Here is a 16,824-nt window from a genome sequence, read left to right on the forward strand (position 1 = left end):
ACCAGCCCCTCCGGCCACAGCCGGTCGGTCTCCTCTACCCTTGATCACCCGGGGTGGAGCCACACGGGCCGCACCCGTCCGACGGGTGGAGGACACGGTGCGACGGGCCGGCCGATCGCAGGACCTGCGGCGCCTCCTCTGGCACGTCCGCCGGGGTGGTCTGGGCCAGGCCCGCCGCCACCTGAAGCGCCGCCGCCTCGACGCGGCCCGCCTCGAGGGCTCGGTGCACGTGGGGCCGGACGGGCTCGAGGTGCCGCCCTGGCCGCTGCCCGAGCGCGCTCCCCGGCGCCCGGACCTGCGGGTCGGCGTCGTCCTCGACGACTTCTCGGCCCTGGCCTACCGCTACGAGTGGGACCAAGTGGCCCTGACCCCGCAGGGCTGGCGGGCGCAGGTGGTGGAGCCGCGACCCCTCGACCTGCTCTTCGTCGAGTCGGCCTGGCACGGCAACGGCGACGCCTGGCAGTACCACCTCGCGGGCCCGAGCGCCCCGCGGCCGGCGCTGGTCGAGCTGGTGGCGTGGTGCCGCGATCAGGGCGTCCCGACGGTCTTCTGGAACAAGGAGGACCCGGCCCACTACGACGACTTCCTCGCCACCGCGCGGCTGTTCGACCACGTCCTCACGACCGACGAGGGCCGGCTTCCGGCCTACCGCCGCGACCTCGGGCACGAGCGGGTCGGGCTGCTGCCGTTCGCGGCCCAGCCGGCGGTGCACAACCCGGTGCGCCTGCCCCCGGACCAGCACCAGTCCCGCGACCTGTTGTTCGGCGGGATGTACTTCGCCCACAAGTTCCCCGAGCGCCGCGCCCAGATGGACCTGCTCCTCGGGGCCGCCGAGCGCGTCTCGGCGCGGATGGCCACCGGGCTCGAGATCTTCTCCCGCTACCTCGGCGGGGACGAGCGCTACCAGTTCCCCGCGCCGCTCGATGCCCGCGTCGTCGGCTCCCTCGACTATGCCCGGATGCTCACCGCGACCCGGGCCTACAAGGTCGTCCTCAACGTCAACTCCGTCGTCGACAGCCCGAGCATGTGCGCCCGCCGGGTCCTCGAGGCCAGCGCGTGCGGCACCCCCGTCGTCTCCACGCCGAGCGCGGCGATCGACCGGGTCTTCGCGGGCGACGAGGTGCTGCGGGTCGCGACGCCCGAGGAGGCCGAGTGGACGCTGCGCGCCCTCGTCGGCAGCCCGGAGATGCGCGACCGGACGGTCCACCTGGCCCAGCGGCGCATCTGGGCGGCCCACACCTACGGCCACCGCGTCGACGACGTGCTCGCCGCGACCGGGATGGCCACCCGGCGCCGCGCGCGGCCCACGGTCAGCGCCCTCGTGTCGACCAACCGCCCGCAGCAGCTCGACCACGTCCTGAGCACCCTCGGAGCGCAGGTCGACGTCGACCTCCAGGTCGTGCTCCTCGCGCACGGCTGGGACCTGCCCGCCGACGTGGCCGAGCGCGCCGTCGCGCACGGCGTCACGGACCTCGTCACCCTCGCCGCACCGGCCGGGCTGACCCTGGGCGAGTGCCTCAACCGCCTCGTCACGGCGGCGGACGGCGATGTCGTGGCCAAGGTCGACGACGACGACCTCTACGGCCCGCACTACCTGTCCGACCAGCTGTACGCGCTCGACTTCTCGGGGGCGGAGGTCGTCGGCAAGCAGGCGCACCACATGTACCTCGAGGGTCAGGACGTGACGATCCTGCGCTTCCCGGACCGCGAGCACCGGTACACCGACCTCGTGATGGGTCCGACGATCGTCACCGGGTGCGACGTCGCCCGCGCCCACCCGTTCGCCGCCGTCGGGCGCGGCGAGGACACGGGTTTCCTGCGCGACGTCGTCGCCGCCGGGGGCCGGGTCTACTCGGCCGACCGTTTCTCGTTCCTCCAGATGCGGCATACTTTGGTGCGCCACACCTGGGGAACGTCGTCGGCCGAACTGCTGGCCAATGCGCGGGTGCTTTTCTATGGCCGTGCCGACAGGCACATCTTCTTCTGACAACCTGCCCGCCGATTTTCGAGAAGGGTGATCACCGCGATGCACGCCCCCCGCTCATCGCATGCCCCCCAGTTCAAGCGGCTCGCCCAGTACATCCGTGATGACGCTGCTGGCGCCCCTCTGATCTTCTGCCCTTCCCCTGGCAACTGGGGTGACTCGCTCATCAACGCAGGCAGCCGTGCGTTCCTGGCCCATCACGGATTCGCTTACGTGGAGCTGCGACGGGAACGCATCTTGGAGCACCGAAATCTCGCTGCAAGCCACGTTCTCGTCGGGGGCGGAGGTGGATGGTGCGAGTTCTGGCACACCACACCCGAGTTGGTCTCCTCTCTCAAGTCGAAGGTCAGGTCGATCACGGTGCTGCCCACAACGTTTGGCGTGCCCCCGACCGAGCCGGAACCCACGGAGGGGGTACGACTGTTCGCCAGGGACAACTCGTACTCTCTGGGCAATCGCTCCGACGCCATCTTCTGTCACGACATGGCCTTCTATCTCTCCCCGGAACCGGTGCAGGGCGGGTCGCCACTCAACCACCTCAGCGCCTTCCGGAACGACGGCGAACGTGACCGGGCCTCCACCCAGTTCGAGGACCCCGCCAACCGCGATCTCAGCCTCGAGGGGGATGGCTTCTCGGCGTCCGCCGGCTTCTATGACCGCCTGCGGGAGTACGGGTCGGTCAACACCGACCGGCTCCACGTCGCCATCGCCGGAGCGCAACTCGGCTTGGACGTGACCTTGTATCCCAGCGCCTACCCGAAGATCGAGTCCGTCTACCGGAGCTCGCTAGAGGGGACGTTCCCCAACGTCAGCATCGGCGGTCATCGGGAGCACGCTCCGTGATCGACCTGACGGTCATCATCCCCTTCCGGGATCGTGACGTGCGGCGAGTGCAGTTGGCCGCATCGACTTTGACAGCGGCTTGTGGAGACCTCACGTACGAGGTCATCGTCAGCGATGGTGGGAGCTCCGACCTCGACGAGCTCGCCGCCGCCTCCCACCGCATCGGGTCGATCCTCGTATCAACGCCCGCCAACCACTGGAACAAGCCCGTCGTCATGAACCGGGCCCTGTCCATCGCTCGCGGCGAGTGGATCCTCTGCGCGGACGCGGACATGGTGTGGGCTCCCGGGTCGATCGCCAGTGCTGTGTCGCGACTCCGTCAGGGGGGCAGCGACAGCGTCTTGGCATTCCAAACGCGGGATCTACCGTCCGAACTGACCAGCTTCTTGCTCGACGATGCCGAGCAGATCCCGTGGGGTGAGCTTCAGACGCTCTCCCAGATGCACTCCCGTTGGGGCAATGGCGTCCTGCTCTTCCCCCGTGCTCTCGCCGCAAAGGTGGGCGGGTACGACCAGCGGCTCAGTGTCTACGGTGTCGAGGACCTGGACTTCTGCCTGCGTTTGCAGTCCGTGGGTGCCATCTTCATGTGGAGCCACCCCCACCACGAGCGCGTCTACCACGTGTGGCACCCAACTCTGCAGAACCGTGAGAAGCGCTTGGGGTGGGCAAGTCGGGCGCTCGAGCGCAACCGTCGCATCCTGCGAACTGACCGCTCGGTCGTGCGGAACGTGACTGAGCCTCGCCCGATGGACGAACCGCTGGTCACCATCGCCATCTCGACCCAGAACCGGGCCGACATGCTGCGCACCGCGATTTCTTCCGTGCTGTGCCAGACGGTCCAGTCGTTCGAGGTCGTCGTCGTCGACGACGGTTCGACCGACCACACGCACGCCGTGGTCGAGGAGTTCGACGACCCGCGCCTGCGCTATTTCCGCCAGGACAACGCCGGAATCTCGAAGGCACGGAACAGGGCACTGGACGAAGCCCGTGGCTGGTTCACCGCCGTCATGGACGACGACGACATCATGCCCCCGTGGCGCCTCGAACGATCCATCGAGCGCATCCACGCCGGCGAGCACGGCTGCGTCGGATCCTTCGTCACCTTCGACGACGACTCCGGACAGCTCACCTCCTGGGGCGACCCGTACCCCACCCTTTTGGGCGCCTACCGCCAGGGCGGCTTCGCCGGACACCCGACCTGGATGGTCCGCACCGACGTCCTGCGAGCCTTCCGCTACGACGAGTCGTTCACCTCGGCGGTGGACAACAACCTCGGCCTGCGCATGCTCCGCTCCGGGATCAGGCTGCGCCACTCCGGGTCAGTGATGAACCTGCGCCGCGTGCACCCGGGACAGATCACCAGCCACGACTCCGCATTCCAAGGGCGAGGCGCCAAACTCAACGGCACGTGGCTGCGAACCGGCAGCACAGCCAAGGAATGGCACGAGGCCGGACAGGAAGCCGCCAAGAGCCAGCTCACACCCACACCCTCACCGGCCCAGCACGCCGAGATCTTGCCCTACCTGCCTGACCACCTGGTCCACCGCACCATCACGGCCAAGACGCATCGCGACCACGCAGCGCAGGCGATCCGCGCCCACCTACCCCGCGCTGCGCACGTGCAGCTGGAGAACCCGGACGGCTCCCACGTCCACCTCTTCCATATCCCCGACGCCACCTGGCGAGAGTGCGCCTTCATCACCACCCGTCCCGACACCACCATCACCCGCTGGACCGGCACCCCCCGCACCGACGTCGCGAACAGCCCACGGGCAGAATCTGAGCTCTACGGCGCAGCCTGGGGCGAGATCATCGAGGGGTGGGCCCGGACCGCTGATTTGGGGAGCCCGATCACCATGGTCGTCTCGAGGACGATCGAAGAATCGAGCCTCACGCAGGCGTTGACCTACGACTCCAGCAACCCGACAGACGAGCGTGGCCTTCTCGCCATCACAATCGAACCTACGGACCCGACATCATGACGACTCCTGACCTGTCTGCCGTCATCCCGTTCCGCAACCGTGGCCCCGAGCGGCTCGCCTTGGCCATCCGGTCCCTACTCACCTCCACCAATCGCCCGGTCGAGGTCATCGTCTCGGACTTCGGATCCGACGACCCCGCCGTAGCCCGCGACGTCGCAGACTCCCAAGGAGCGTCGGTTGTATACACACCGAGCGACCACTGGTCGAGGTCGGGAGCTCTTAATGCCGGGTTCCGCGCTGCTCGCGCCCCGTACTTCCTCGGAGCCGACGCCGACATCATCTGGGGACCCGAAGCCGTCAATCACGCCTTAACCATCATGGACCTCGATCCACAGACGTGCGTGGCCTTCGAGTGCCAGTTCATGGGCCCCGAGATCAGCGTCGACGATGTCACAGCCGATGCCACCTCGTGGAAGGCGTTCGACCGGGCTTCGCAGCTCAACCCCCGTTGGGGTGTCGGCATGCTGTTCTTCCCCCGTTCCGCATTCATCCGGACCAACGGGTACGAGGCCCGCATGAGAACGTACGGCTACGAGGACAACGACTTTTCGAGTCGGGTCCGGTCTTTGGGCCATCGCATCAAGTGGGTCGGTGCCGGACAACACCGGGCCTACCACATCTGGCACGAGCGTCCCGGGCTCATGGCCAAGCACGACACCAAGCTCGCGGCGGAGTACGCGGCCAACCGCGTCCTTTTCGAGGCGACGAAGTCGGTCGTGCGGAACGTGACTGAGCCTCGCCCGATGGACGAACCGCTGGTCACCATCGCCATCTCGACCCAGAACCGGGCCGACATGCTGCGCACCGCGATTTCTTCCGTGCTGTGCCAGACGGTCCAGTCGTTCGAGGTCGTCGTCGTCGACGACGGTTCGACCGACCACACGCACGCCGTGGTCGAGGAGTTCGACGACCCGCGCCTGCGCTATTTCCGCCAGGACAACGCCGGAATCTCGAAGGCACGGAACAGGGCACTGGACGAAGCCCGTGGCTGGTTCACCGCCGTCATGGACGACGACGACATCATGCCCCCGTGGCGCCTCGAACGATCCATCGAGCGCATCCACGCCGGCGAGCACGGCTGCGTCGGATCCTTCGTCACCTTCGACGACGACTCCGGACAGCTCACCTCCTGGGGCGACCCGTACCCCACCCTTTTGGGCGCCTACCGCCAGGGCGGCTTCGCCGGACACCCGACCTGGATGGTCCGCACCGACGTCCTGCGAGCCTTCCGCTACGACGAGTCGTTCACCTCGGCGGTGGACAACAACCTCGGCCTGCGCATGCTCCGCTCCGGGATCAGGCTGCGCCACTCCGGGTCAGTGATGAACCTGCGCCGCGTGCACCCGGGACAGATCACCAGCCACGACTCCGCATTCCAAGGGCGAGGCGCCAAACTCAACGGCACGTGGCTGCGAACCGGCAGCACAGCCAAGGAATGGCACGAGGCCGGACAGGAAGCCGCCAAGAGCCAGCTCACACCCACACCCTCACCGGCCCAGCACGCCGAGATCTTGCCCTACCTGCCTGACCACCTGGTCCACCGCACCATCACGGCCAAGACGCATCGCGACCACGCAGCGCAGGCGATCCGCGCCCACCTACCCCGCGCTGCGCACGTGCAGCTGGAGAACCCGGACGGCTCCCACGTCCACCTCTTCCATATCCCCGACGCCACCTGGCGAGAGTGCGCCTTCATCACCACCCGTCCCGACACCACCATCACCCGCTGGACCGGCACCCCCCGCACCGACGCCTCTTCCGAGCACCCGCCGCCCTCTGGTGACCCCGTGGCCGCTCTGCTTGCGGCGGCACTCGAGTCGGGACTCCCACATTCCACGGTGACACGCTTCGACCCGGGCGACGGCGGCCCGGTCTGGCACGTCGAGAGCGACGCAGTTCACCGCATACAGATCACTGTCAACGAGTCGGGAGATGAGGCGTGAAGACCGCCTACACCATGGATCGTTTCCGCCGGGCCTGCCTTCAGGCCGAGCCGGAGGAATACGACGGCCGAGCTCAGCTGCCGACCCGCACACTCGAGCTGGCCCCGCAGCGTCTGAACAGGTTCCGCGAGGGGCTGGCGTCGGCCCTGCCGTTCCTCGACCGGGTGAACGGCCCGCTTCGGACCGAGCGGCCCATGTATCCCCTGACGGCGTCGTTGTTGCGTGAGTATGCCGAGCCCTTCGAGGCCTTGGCCACCGAGGTCGAATGGAAGCCTGCCGATATCCCCTCCGGGGCGGGTCGACTCTTGATCCGCCTCGCCAAGGACGGCGAGCGCGTGTCCCCATCGAGGGACCATCCGGACACCTTCGAGATGATTCTTGCGCGATCGGATGAGTACCGCGGATACCTCAGTACGACCACGGGTTGCGTTGTGAGCTCGAACGCCTGGCTGTCGCGAATCCTAGAAGGCGACAACGCCCTTGCGTTGACGCTCGTGGCCTTCGGGGTCTTATTCGCGGAGGACTACGACGCCAAGGTCCTGGAGGTCGAGGTGCCCGTCATCCCGGTGAAGCACGAGCTCCTCTCCCAGATCCTCGAATCCACCGGGCTACAGCTCGTTTTCAAAGAGGTGACGCACGATGGCCCCCAGTAACTCGACCACCGTCCATTTCCCGTTCCCCGTGCGGGAACTGCATTGCACCGTGAGCGGATTGCCCGCGGACGTGCCGTCCCGTTCAGCACTGCTGTGTCTCAAGGCAGAAGAACGACTCACGGGCGCGAACTGGTCCCGACTCCTGGAGTGCAACTACGCCTACCTGGAGTCTGAAGACGGCCAGGAGATCGGTAACTACTCTGTCCTCTTCGAGACGAAGGAGTCTTGGCACACCGCCGAGATCTACGTCCACCCGTGGGGTGAGGCTAGCCGTCGCGTTGACCTCGTCCCCGAGTCGATCCAGGTGTCAGCGACCGGCGTGCTGGGCGAGGAGATGAGGGAGTTCATCGTGACCTATCGATGGTCGCCCACAGCGTGGTCTCCTGAGTCCGACTCCACACCTTTTTGAATCTCCGGATCAGTCCGAAGGCAGGGCTGAACTCACCGGACCTCCTCTATTCAGAACCTAACCGGTTCACCCTGAAGAAAAGGCATTACTTGTGGTTCGAGACTCCACCGTCGCCGTGATCGGACTTGGTTACATCGGCCTTCCCACCGCAGCCATCCTGGCCACGAACGGGATGACGGTCGTCGGGGTCGACATCAGCGACCGACACGTCGACGCGGTCAACCGCGGAGAGGTGCCCTTCGTCGAACCCGACCTCGCGACGCACGTCGCGGGCGCGGTCAGCCAAGGTCGGCTGAGTGCCCGCAAGGACACCCCCGAGGCCGACATCTACATCGTCGCCGTCCCCACGCCCTTCAAGGACGGCTACTCGGCCGACCTCTCCTACATCGACGCCGCGGTCGACGCGATCATCCCCACCCTGCGCGGTGGCGAGCTCCTCATCCTCGAGTCGACGTCCCCGCCTGGCACGACGGAGCACATGGCCCACCGTGTCATGGACACCCGCCCGGACCTGTCGCTGCACGGCGAGGGCGGCCGCCCCGTCGTCCACTTCGCCCACTGCCCCGAACGCGTCCTGCCGGGCCGGGTGATGATCGAGCTCGTCACCAACGACCGGATCATCGGCGGCCTGACTCCCGAGGCGGCCACCCGTGCGCGCGATCTCTACGCCGTCTTCTGCACGGCCGAGCTCCACCTGACAGACGCGACCACGGCCGAGATGGCGAAGCTCACCGAGAACTCGTTCCGGGACGTCAACATCGCCTTCGCGAACGAGCTCTCCGTCATCTCCGACCGCCTGGGGATCGACGTCTTCGAGCTCATCCAGCTCGCGAACAAGCACCCCCGCGTCAACATCCTCCAGCCAGGGCCGGGTGTCGGTGGCCACTGCATCGCCGTGGACCCCTGGTTCATCGTCGACGCGGCCCCCGAGCAGGCCCGCCTGATCCGCACCGCCCGCGAGGTCAACGACGACAAGCCGGAGTTCGTCCTGGCGCAGGTCGAGCAGGCGGTCGCCGGTCAGGACGCACCCGTCATCGCGGCGCTCGGCCTGGCCTTCAAGCCCGACATCGACGACCTACGGGAGTCACCGGCCCTCGGCATCACCCGACAGCTCGCCGAGCGTCACGGTGCGGCCACCATCCTGGCCGTCGAGCCGAACATCGAGCAGCTCCCGGCGGAGCTGGGCCGCCTGGGCAACGTCCAGCTCTGCGGCCTGGAGGCGGCCATGGAGCGCGCCGACGTCACGGTCCTCCTCGTCGACCACCGGCAGTTCAAGACCGTGGACCGCTCCCGCCTCGCCGGCCTCGCCGTCATCGACACGCGCGGCGTCTGGCGCTGACGGTCGACCCGGACAGACCAGTGCACGAGGACGAGACCCGCGACCCGCGTTCCATCGACGACGCGATTATCGCGTCCTTGCTGGATGAGCCGGAGGTGCTGGCGGCACGGTTCCGCGACCTGTCGGCCGAGGTCGGCAGGCTGCGGCGCACGGCAAGGGCCGCCCGCACGGCCGAGGCCCGGGCCAAGAAGCTGGAGGCCGAGAACGCCGCGCTCACGAGGCGGCTCGGTTCTGCGAGCTCGTCGCTGGACGCCTACCGGGCCGAGACCGCCCGGTTGAAGGACGACCTGAAGCGTCTGCGCGGCTCCCGGGCCTACCGTCTCGGTCGCGGACTCGGTACGCCCCTGGCGTTGGTCAGGGCGATGAACCGGGCGGGCACGCGCACCGACACCCCGCTCGCCCTGCCGCCGGCACCGACCGCGTCGGCGGCGACGCCCACCAAGCGTCTGCGCGACCACTCCCTCGAGGAGCTGCTGGAGCGCTTCCGCGCACACCACGACCCGGAGCGGCTCGGCCACGTCCTCAGCCGGTCCTGGTACGAGCAGGGTGACATCACCACGGCGGCCGACCTGCTCCGGGCCCACCCGGACGTGAGCGCCGGGCTCGCGGGCCACCCAGCCGACCTGGCGCAGCGGATCCTCGGGGCGCACCGGGTCATGGCCGAGGGCCTGCCCGTACCCGGCCGCGCTCCCGGGGCCGCCTACCTGCCCGAGCCCGGACGAGTGCTCTACTGTGCGCACTCCACGCCCGCGTTCAACAGCAACGGGTACTCGGTCCGAACCCGCGGTTTGGTGAGCGGGCTCCGCGACGCCGGCGTCGACGTCGTCGTGGCCGCGCGGTCCGGATACCCCTGGGACACCAAGACCGACCGCCGGAGCACGTCGACGCAGCGCACCGTGGTCGACGTCGGTGGTGTGCCGTACGTGCACCACCCTGGCTCCCGACTCACCCACACCCCGCTCGACCACTACGTCCTCGAGTGCGCGGATGCCTTCGTCCGAGAGGCGCGCCTGCAGCGGCCGGCGCTCATCCACGCAGCGTCCAACCATGTCGTCGGCCTCGCCGCCCTCATCGCCGCGCGACGGGTCGGCGTCCCCTTCGTCTACGAGGTCCGCGGTCTCTGGGAGGTCACCGAGGCGTCCGAGAAACCCGGCTGGGATGACTCGGAGCGCTTCGCCCTGCAGGTCCGGCTCGAGACCCTCGTCGCCGCCGAGGCGGACGCCGTCCTGGTCATCACCGAGCAGACGCGGGACGAGCTGGTGCGCCGGGGCGTCGACCCGGAGCTCATCACCGTCACCCCCAACGCGGTGGACCCGCACGAGCTCCTCCCGCTCCCACGGGATGGGCAGTACGCCACGAAGCGGGGGGTGCGCACGGATGTCCCGGTCATCGGCTTCGCGGGCAGCCTCGTGTCATACGAGGGACTCGACGTCCTGCTCGAGGCAGCCGACGTCCTGCGACGGGACGGTTTGGACTTCCAGGTCGTCATCGCCGGTGACGGCCCGGCGGCGGAGTCGCTCGCCGCCCAGGCCGACAGCCTGGGGCTCCGCGATCACGTCAGCCTGCTCGGGCGCGTGCCCAGCGACGAGATCCCCCGGTTGCTGAGCCTCTTCGACGTCATGCCGTGCCCGCGACGATCGCTGCCCGTCACCGAGATGGTCTCTCCGCTCAAGCCGCTCGAGGCGATGGCCGCCGCCAAGGCGGTCGTCCTCTCCGACGTCGCGCCCCATCGCGATCTCGCCGGTGCTCACGAGGAACGCGCGCGACTGGTCCCGGCCGGCGACGCCGTCGCACTGGCCGACGTGCTGCGCGAGCTCCTCACCGACGCCGACGCACGCGCCGACCTCGGTCGGGCGGGGAGGCTCTGGTGCCTCGACGAGCGCAGCTGGGTGCGCATCGCGGACACCATCGGTGTGGCGCACCGCCGGGCGACCGCGCGCTCAAAGGAGCTGAGCTCGGGCGGTCGTCGCTTGGCCTCGCTGAGGGTCGGCCTGATCGCGGACGAGTTCACCACCGAGACGTTGTCCGCTTCTCTGGACGTCGTCCCACTCGACCGTCACGGCTGGCGTGACCAGCTGGACGGACTCGACCTCATGTTCGTCGAGTCCGCCTGGAAGGGCAATGGCGGTGGCTGGCACCGTGGAGTGGGTCAGTACGACGAGGACGAGCACGCCGACGTCCTCGGCCTGCTGGACCGGTGCCGCGAGCTGGGCATCCCGTCGGTGTTCTGGAACAAGGAGGACCCGGTCCACTACGCCCGTTTCGTCGGGACGGCCTCTCGGTGCGATCACGTCTTCACGACGGATGCCGGGAAGCTGCCCGCGTACCTCGCCGCCGGGGTCGGCCGGGTCCGGACCGTCTCGGCCCTGCCGTTCTACGCCCAACCCCGCATCCACAACCCGTTGCCGGGCGCGCGACCGTACGAGCACACCGTGGCGTACGCCGGGACCTACTACGGGGATCGCTATCCCCAGCGGTCGACCGAGCTGCGCGGGCTCCTCGAGACCGCGGTGCCGTACGGGCTCTCGGTGTACGACCGTCAGGCCGACATCCCGGACTCGCCCTACCACTTCCCCCCGGCACTGCGTCCCTACGTGCGTGGGGCGCTGCCTTACTCCGAGGTCATCGACTCCTACAAGGCGCACCTGGCCAACCTCAACGTCAACTCGGTCACCACCTCGCCGTCGATGTTCTCGCGGCGCGTGGTCGAGGTGGCGGCGTGCGGAGGCGTCGTCCTGTCGGGCCCCGGTCGCGGCGTCGTCGAGACCTTCGGCTCCGCCATCCCCACCTCGGGGGACGCCGTCGCCTGGCGTGCCCTGCTGCGCCTCTGGGCCGGGGACTCGCAGGCGCGGCTCGCCGAGGCGTGGTTGCAGATGCGCGCGGTCATGCGGTCGCACACCGTCGATGCCGCCCTGACCCTCGTGGCCCGCACCGCCGGCCTTGCGGTCCGCGGGCCGCACCGGCCGACCTGGACGGCGGTGGTGGGTTCGACCGACGACACGGTGCTACGAGCCCTGGCGACCCAGTCCTGGCCTCCCGCCCAGGTGGTCCGCCTCCGTGACTCGGACGAGTCGTCACATGAGCTCGTGTCCTCCGCGACAGGCATCCTCGGCGACTCCATCCCTCTCGTGGTGACGACGCGGACCGGCCTCCCTGACACGGTGGACTCGGACTGGGTGGGCTACGTCGACTCGGCCGTGGGTCGCACGTGGGCCGAGGACCACCTCCAGGCCGACGGCTACGGGCCGTGGGACCGCATCGACCTACGAAGCGATGACGAGCTCCAGGCCGGTGATCCCATCGCTGTGCCGACGCGTCAGGTGGACGGCAGGTCCGGACTCGTCCGGGTCGACCTCCTCCGCACGACCGGGGACCTCGACGCGGCGCTGCAGCAGCACAAGGTCCGAGGACTGCTCCTCCGGGTCCCCGCCCAGCCCTCGACACCGACCACCCCTCTGAGGCGCAACCCGGACCAGACCAGCACCGGTTCGGAGAGTCTCGACGGCCTCCGCGTGCTCGTCGCCGGTCACGACCTGAAGTTCGCCCGGCGCCTGCTCGACGATCTCGCGAGCGCGGGCGCCGTCGTCAGCGTGGACGAGTGGGCCTCCCACACCGAGCACGACGTGCAGCGTTCCCGCGATCTCCTCGCGGAGGCCGACGTCGTCTTCTGCGAGTGGGCGCTGGGCAACCTGGAGTGGTACTCGCAGCACGTCGGTGCCCACCAGCGGCTCGTCGTCCGCGTCCACCTGCAGGAGCTCGACCGGCCTTACCTCGCCCGGTCGGCCCACGAGAACGTCGACGCGTACGTGTTCGTCGGCGAGCTGATCCGCCAGGCCGCGATCCTCGGACACGGAGTGCCCGCAGGGCGCTCCGTCGTCGTCCCCAACTACGTCGACACCGAAGCCTTGGCCCGGCCCAAGCACCCGGGGGCCGAGCACACCCTCGGCATCGTCGGGGTCGTTCCGCAGCGCAAGCGGCTCGACCTCGCCCTCGACGTCCTGGAACGGCTCCGTGCGGCGGGGAGCGAGCACCGTCTGCGCATCAAGGGGAAGCTGCCCGACGACTTTCCGTGGATGAGTGCGCGACCCCAGGAGAAGGCGTGGTTCGACCGACAGTTCGCACGCATCGACGCCCTCAACGCGTCCGCGCCGGGGACGGTGCTGTTCGACGGTCAGGGTGACGACATGGCGGAGTGGTACCGCCACGTCGGCGTCGTGCTGTCCGTCAGCGACTTCGAGTCCTTCCACCTCACGATCCCCGACGGAGCCGCGTCCGGGTCGCTTCCTGCCGTGCTCGCGTGGGACGGAGCAGACCTCATCTATCCCCGGGAGTGGCTCAGCCCGACTGTCGAGGCGCTCGTCGATCGGATTCAAACGAGCCATACGGACGCGGAGTCGGGGCGAGACGTCGTCAGGCAGCGCTTCGCCGTCGACACGGTGATGGAAGCGCTCCGTCGCGTCATCGCTCCACCGCCCACTGCGTGAGCCCGTCGAGCCGTTCGGTCCGCCCACCTCCCGGTCGTGACTCCGTGGCCCGTCCGCCTGAGGGCGGAGTCGCCCGAACGGCCCCGGTGCCGCCGACCGCGGCGCCCCCGGGCCGTGCCGACGTCTAGCCTCGAGGGGACGCGCGGGCAGGGCGCGCCGCTGACGCTGCTACCTGGAGGACCACCATGCGCTCATCCGTGAGCGGAGCCACCGCCCTGCCGGCACCCCACCGTGCCCGGACCGTCCTCTCCTCGATGCTCGTCGTGGCGCTGTGCCTCCTCGGGGTGGGCGTGGTGGCCGCCCCAGCCAGTGCGCTCACCAAGGTCGAGACCGGTTCCGCGTACGGAGACTTCGAGGACCCTCGGCTGACTCCCGTCGGCTGGAGCGTCTCCACGAGCGGTCCGAACCAGGTCAACACCTCGAGCACCGTGGCCGCCTCCGGCATCCGGTCCCTCTACGTCTCCGACTCATCGACCGTCGACCCGGTGACGGTGCTGCGCAAGCTCCAGAGGGTCACCCCGGGTTCGGAGTACACGCTGCAGGCGTACACGTTCTCGAAGTCCGGTGGGCAACGGCTCGCGATGCGGTTCGTCGATGCCGACAACAAGATCCTCTCCCGGATCGAGGTCCCCACGCCGGACGCCACCATGGTGTGGTCTCGCGTCGTCGCTCGTGCCAAGGCACCCGTCAGCGCCGTGGCGGTCACCGCCGAGATCTCCTCGACGAAGACCGGTCGGGGGGTCGTCTGGTGGGACGCCGTCGAGGTCCTGGTCTCCGACCTGGCCAACAGCGGGTTCGAGAAGGTCGACCGGACGACTCCCACTCCGTCCCCCGCCCCCGACTGGACGATCAGTGCACCCCCGGGTGCCGTCGCCCAGGTGACCGGCGACACCGTCCTCGGGCGTTACGCCCTGAAAACCGAGGACACCTCGACCACCGACGCCGTCACGCTCCGCACCGCTCCGAAGCGGATCTTCCCCGGAGTGAGCCAGGACCTGAGGATCTGGCTGAAGCCCGAGTCGGGCACGTTCACGGGCGGCATCCGCTTCTATGACGCCTCGATGCAGGAGGTGTCATCGTCCATCGAGACCCTGCGCAAGAGCAACGGTCGCTGGAACCTTGTCAAGCGCAGCCTCGTCTCGCCCACCAATGCGATCTGGGCGACGGTCGAGATCGGCAGCAGCACCGGCTCCACGGGAACCTCCCTGTGGGACGCGATCGACCTTCGGTCCTCGAGCGACACCGGTGTCCACTCCTACACCGCCGGCGCCTCCGTCGAGCCCGTCAAGCAGTCCGCGAATGCGGCGGCGACCATGGCGATGGTCGTCGGTGGTCGGCCCAAGATGCTCGGCATCGTCTCCGGCTCGCCCGCCGAGCTCCAGGTCGTCGACATCCAGACCGGCTCCGTCGAGCGCCGACTGGTGCTCGGGGAGATGCTCGTCGGCTGGGCGCTGACCCAGGGCAAGGACGGCAACGTCTATCTCGGGGGCAACGACGGCCACGTGTGGCGCTGGACCCCCGGGGCGACCTCCGTCGTCGACCTCGGGCGCGCGACGACGACCGCCACCACCGTGTGGGATCTCGAGACCGCACCCGACGGACAGGTGTGGGGGGTTTCCTACCCTGAGGCCCAGCTGTGGTCCTACAACCCAGCAACGGCTCGCTTCACCTCGCCGACGACCGTGGCGCCGGCGCAGGAGTACGCCCGGAGCCTGGCGATCATCGGGTCGTCGCTGTTCGTCGGCGTGGGCTCGACCGACCCGGAGATCGTCGAGGTCTCCCGGCAGGACCGCAGCATCCGGTCCACCATCACCCTTCCGTCACCCGTGACCAGCGGGAACATCACGGAGCTCGACGCGCGAGGCCGCTTCCTCGCGGTCAAGACCCCGCCCGGCGTGGCAGCCCTGGGTACCAGCGTCGCCGGTGAGCGCCGCCTCTACGACACCGTGGAACGAACCTGGGACGTTGCTGCCAACTACTCCGTGCAACGGCCGTCCGAAGCCGATGCAGACGGCGACTTCTACTACGTCAAGTACCGCCAGCTGGCTCGCGTCGGCGGTGCGACCGGTGCCACGACCGTCGTCGGCCCCACCGCCGTCCCCGCCGGCCGGGACAAGCTGCTGGTGACCGGGACGCTCGACGGAGTCACCGGGACCTGGCTCGTGAACTGGACCCCGGGGAGCGGGGTGGGCGCCGTCGAGGTCGCTTCGCTGGCGGAGAAGACCTTCCCCGTGGATTTCTCGCCCACGGCCCTCCAGATCAAGACGTTGGCCAAGAATGCTACGGGCTACTTCGCGGGCGGCTTCGGTGCGCCCAGTCTGACGTCCGTGGGGACAGACCTCTCCGTGCTGGGTTCGTACGCCCCGTCGTCGTCCGCCGCGGACACCATCGGTGAGGTCGAGGGGTCGATCACGAACGGTGCATACGAGTACGTCGGGACATACACGAACTCCAAGATCTTCCGGTACGACCTCAGCCAGCCGTGGAGCGACGGGACGAACCCGCGCCTCATCGCCAACCTCGGTGAGACCTCCCTGCAGGACCGTCCTCTCGCGTGGGCGACCTCGGGCGAGCGTACCTTCTTCGGCACTCTGCCGAAGTACGGCCGTCTCGGCGGTTCGCTGGGCATCATCGACGACAACAAGTCCGCACCGCGCGTGATCGACGAGCCGGTGTCCGACCAGAGCGTCGTCTCGTTGGCCGCCTCGGGGTCGGTCGTCTTCGGCGGTACGTCACGCTGGGGAGGACTCGGGGCTACCCCCACCCAGACGAGCGCCCGCATCTTCGCCCTCGACGCCACGACCGGCAAGGTCCTCTGGAGCGTCGCGCCGCAGACAGGTGTGGAGGCCTACGGGGCGATGCTCGTCACGCCGTCCGGCTCGTTGTGGGCCGCCAGCGGTCCCACGCTCTTCGAGCTGGATCCGGCCAACGGGCAGGTCCTGCGGCGTGTCGAGCTGCAGAAGGTCGGGCCGCAGCCGACGCCGACGTTCCGCAACGCCTCGCTCGACTTCGCCGACAACCTCCTGTACCTGACGGCCGCCGGTCGCGTCTACGTGGTCGACCTTGCCTCGATGCGCGTCGACGTCCCGGTCAAGGAGGGCGTCACCGCCTTCCAGATCGCGGCCCGCCCCGGTCGGTTCGTCGTCCCGATGGGAACCGAGCTCCGCGAGTTCCTCGTGCGGTGACG

General features: G+C 69.0%; 9 protein-coding genes. All 9 read left to right on the forward strand.

Annotated features, from left to right (window positions below; translation table 11 throughout):
• Positions 1 to 97 precede the first annotated feature (97 nt).
• The gene (locus LG324_RS01140) at positions 98 to 1,987 is read left to right on the forward strand and encodes a glycosyltransferase (protein ID WP_404351021.1); all 1,890 of its coding nucleotides are present in this window, start codon (positions 98 to 100) and stop codon (positions 1,985 to 1,987) included.
• 210 nt (positions 1,988 to 2,197) lie between these two features.
• Positions 2,198 to 2,827: a hypothetical protein gene (locus LG324_RS01145; protein WP_404351023.1), complete on the forward strand. Its 630-nt coding sequence runs from the start codon at positions 2,198 to 2,200 to the stop codon at positions 2,825 to 2,827.
• Positions 2,824 to 4,809 carry a glycosyltransferase gene (locus LG324_RS01150; protein WP_404351025.1) on the forward strand — a complete coding sequence of 662 codons (1,986 nt, stop codon included), beginning with the start codon at positions 2,824 to 2,826 and terminating at the stop codon, positions 4,807 to 4,809. The genes LG324_RS01145 and LG324_RS01150 overlap by 4 nt, the downstream gene beginning before the upstream one ends.
• The gene (locus tag LG324_RS01155) at positions 4,806 to 6,752 is read left to right on the forward strand and encodes a glycosyltransferase (protein WP_404351027.1); all 1,947 of its coding nucleotides are present in this window, start codon (positions 4,806 to 4,808) and stop codon (positions 6,750 to 6,752) included. The genes LG324_RS01150 and LG324_RS01155 overlap by 4 nt, the downstream gene beginning before the upstream one ends.
• Entirely contained in the window at positions 6,749 to 7,405 is a 657-nt protein-coding gene (locus tag LG324_RS01160) for a hypothetical protein (RefSeq protein ID WP_404351029.1), read from the forward strand. The genes LG324_RS01155 and LG324_RS01160 overlap by 4 nt, the downstream gene beginning before the upstream one ends.
• 49 nt (positions 7,406 to 7,454) lie before the next feature.
• The gene (locus tag LG324_RS01165; RefSeq protein WP_404351031.1) at positions 7,455 to 7,814 is read left to right on the forward strand and encodes a hypothetical protein; all 360 of its coding nucleotides are present in this window, start codon (positions 7,455 to 7,457) and stop codon (positions 7,812 to 7,814) included.
• Positions 7,815 to 7,929: 115 nt separating this feature from the next.
• On the forward strand, positions 7,930 to 9,153 hold the full coding sequence (gene wecC, locus LG324_RS01170; protein WP_404351033.1) for a UDP-N-acetyl-D-mannosamine dehydrogenase: 1,224 nt from the start codon (positions 7,930 to 7,932) through the stop codon (positions 9,151 to 9,153).
• A gap of 95 nt (positions 9,154 to 9,248) precedes the next feature.
• Complete coding sequence (locus tag LG324_RS01175; RefSeq protein ID WP_404351036.1) at positions 9,249 to 13,637, forward strand: glycosyltransferase; 4,389 nt, start codon at positions 9,249 to 9,251, stop codon at positions 13,635 to 13,637.
• A gap of 197 nt (positions 13,638 to 13,834) precedes the next feature.
• Entirely contained in the window at positions 13,835 to 16,822 is a 2,988-nt protein-coding gene (locus LG324_RS01180) for a hypothetical protein (RefSeq protein ID WP_404351039.1), read from the forward strand.
• Positions 16,823 to 16,824: the final 2 nt, after the last annotated feature.

Origin of the sequence: Phycicoccus jejuensis (assembly GCF_044797865.1) — a bacterium.
In the GTDB taxonomy this organism is placed as follows: Bacteria; Actinomycetota; Actinomycetes; order Actinomycetales; family Dermatophilaceae; genus Phycicoccus; species Phycicoccus jejuensis.

What these genes read in the sequence shown, in the direction of transcription:
- LG324_RS01155 (WP_404351027.1), top strand. Translation starts at nt 4,806, where the DNA reads ATGACGACTCCTGACCTGTCTGCCGTCATCCCGTTCCGCAACCGTGGC.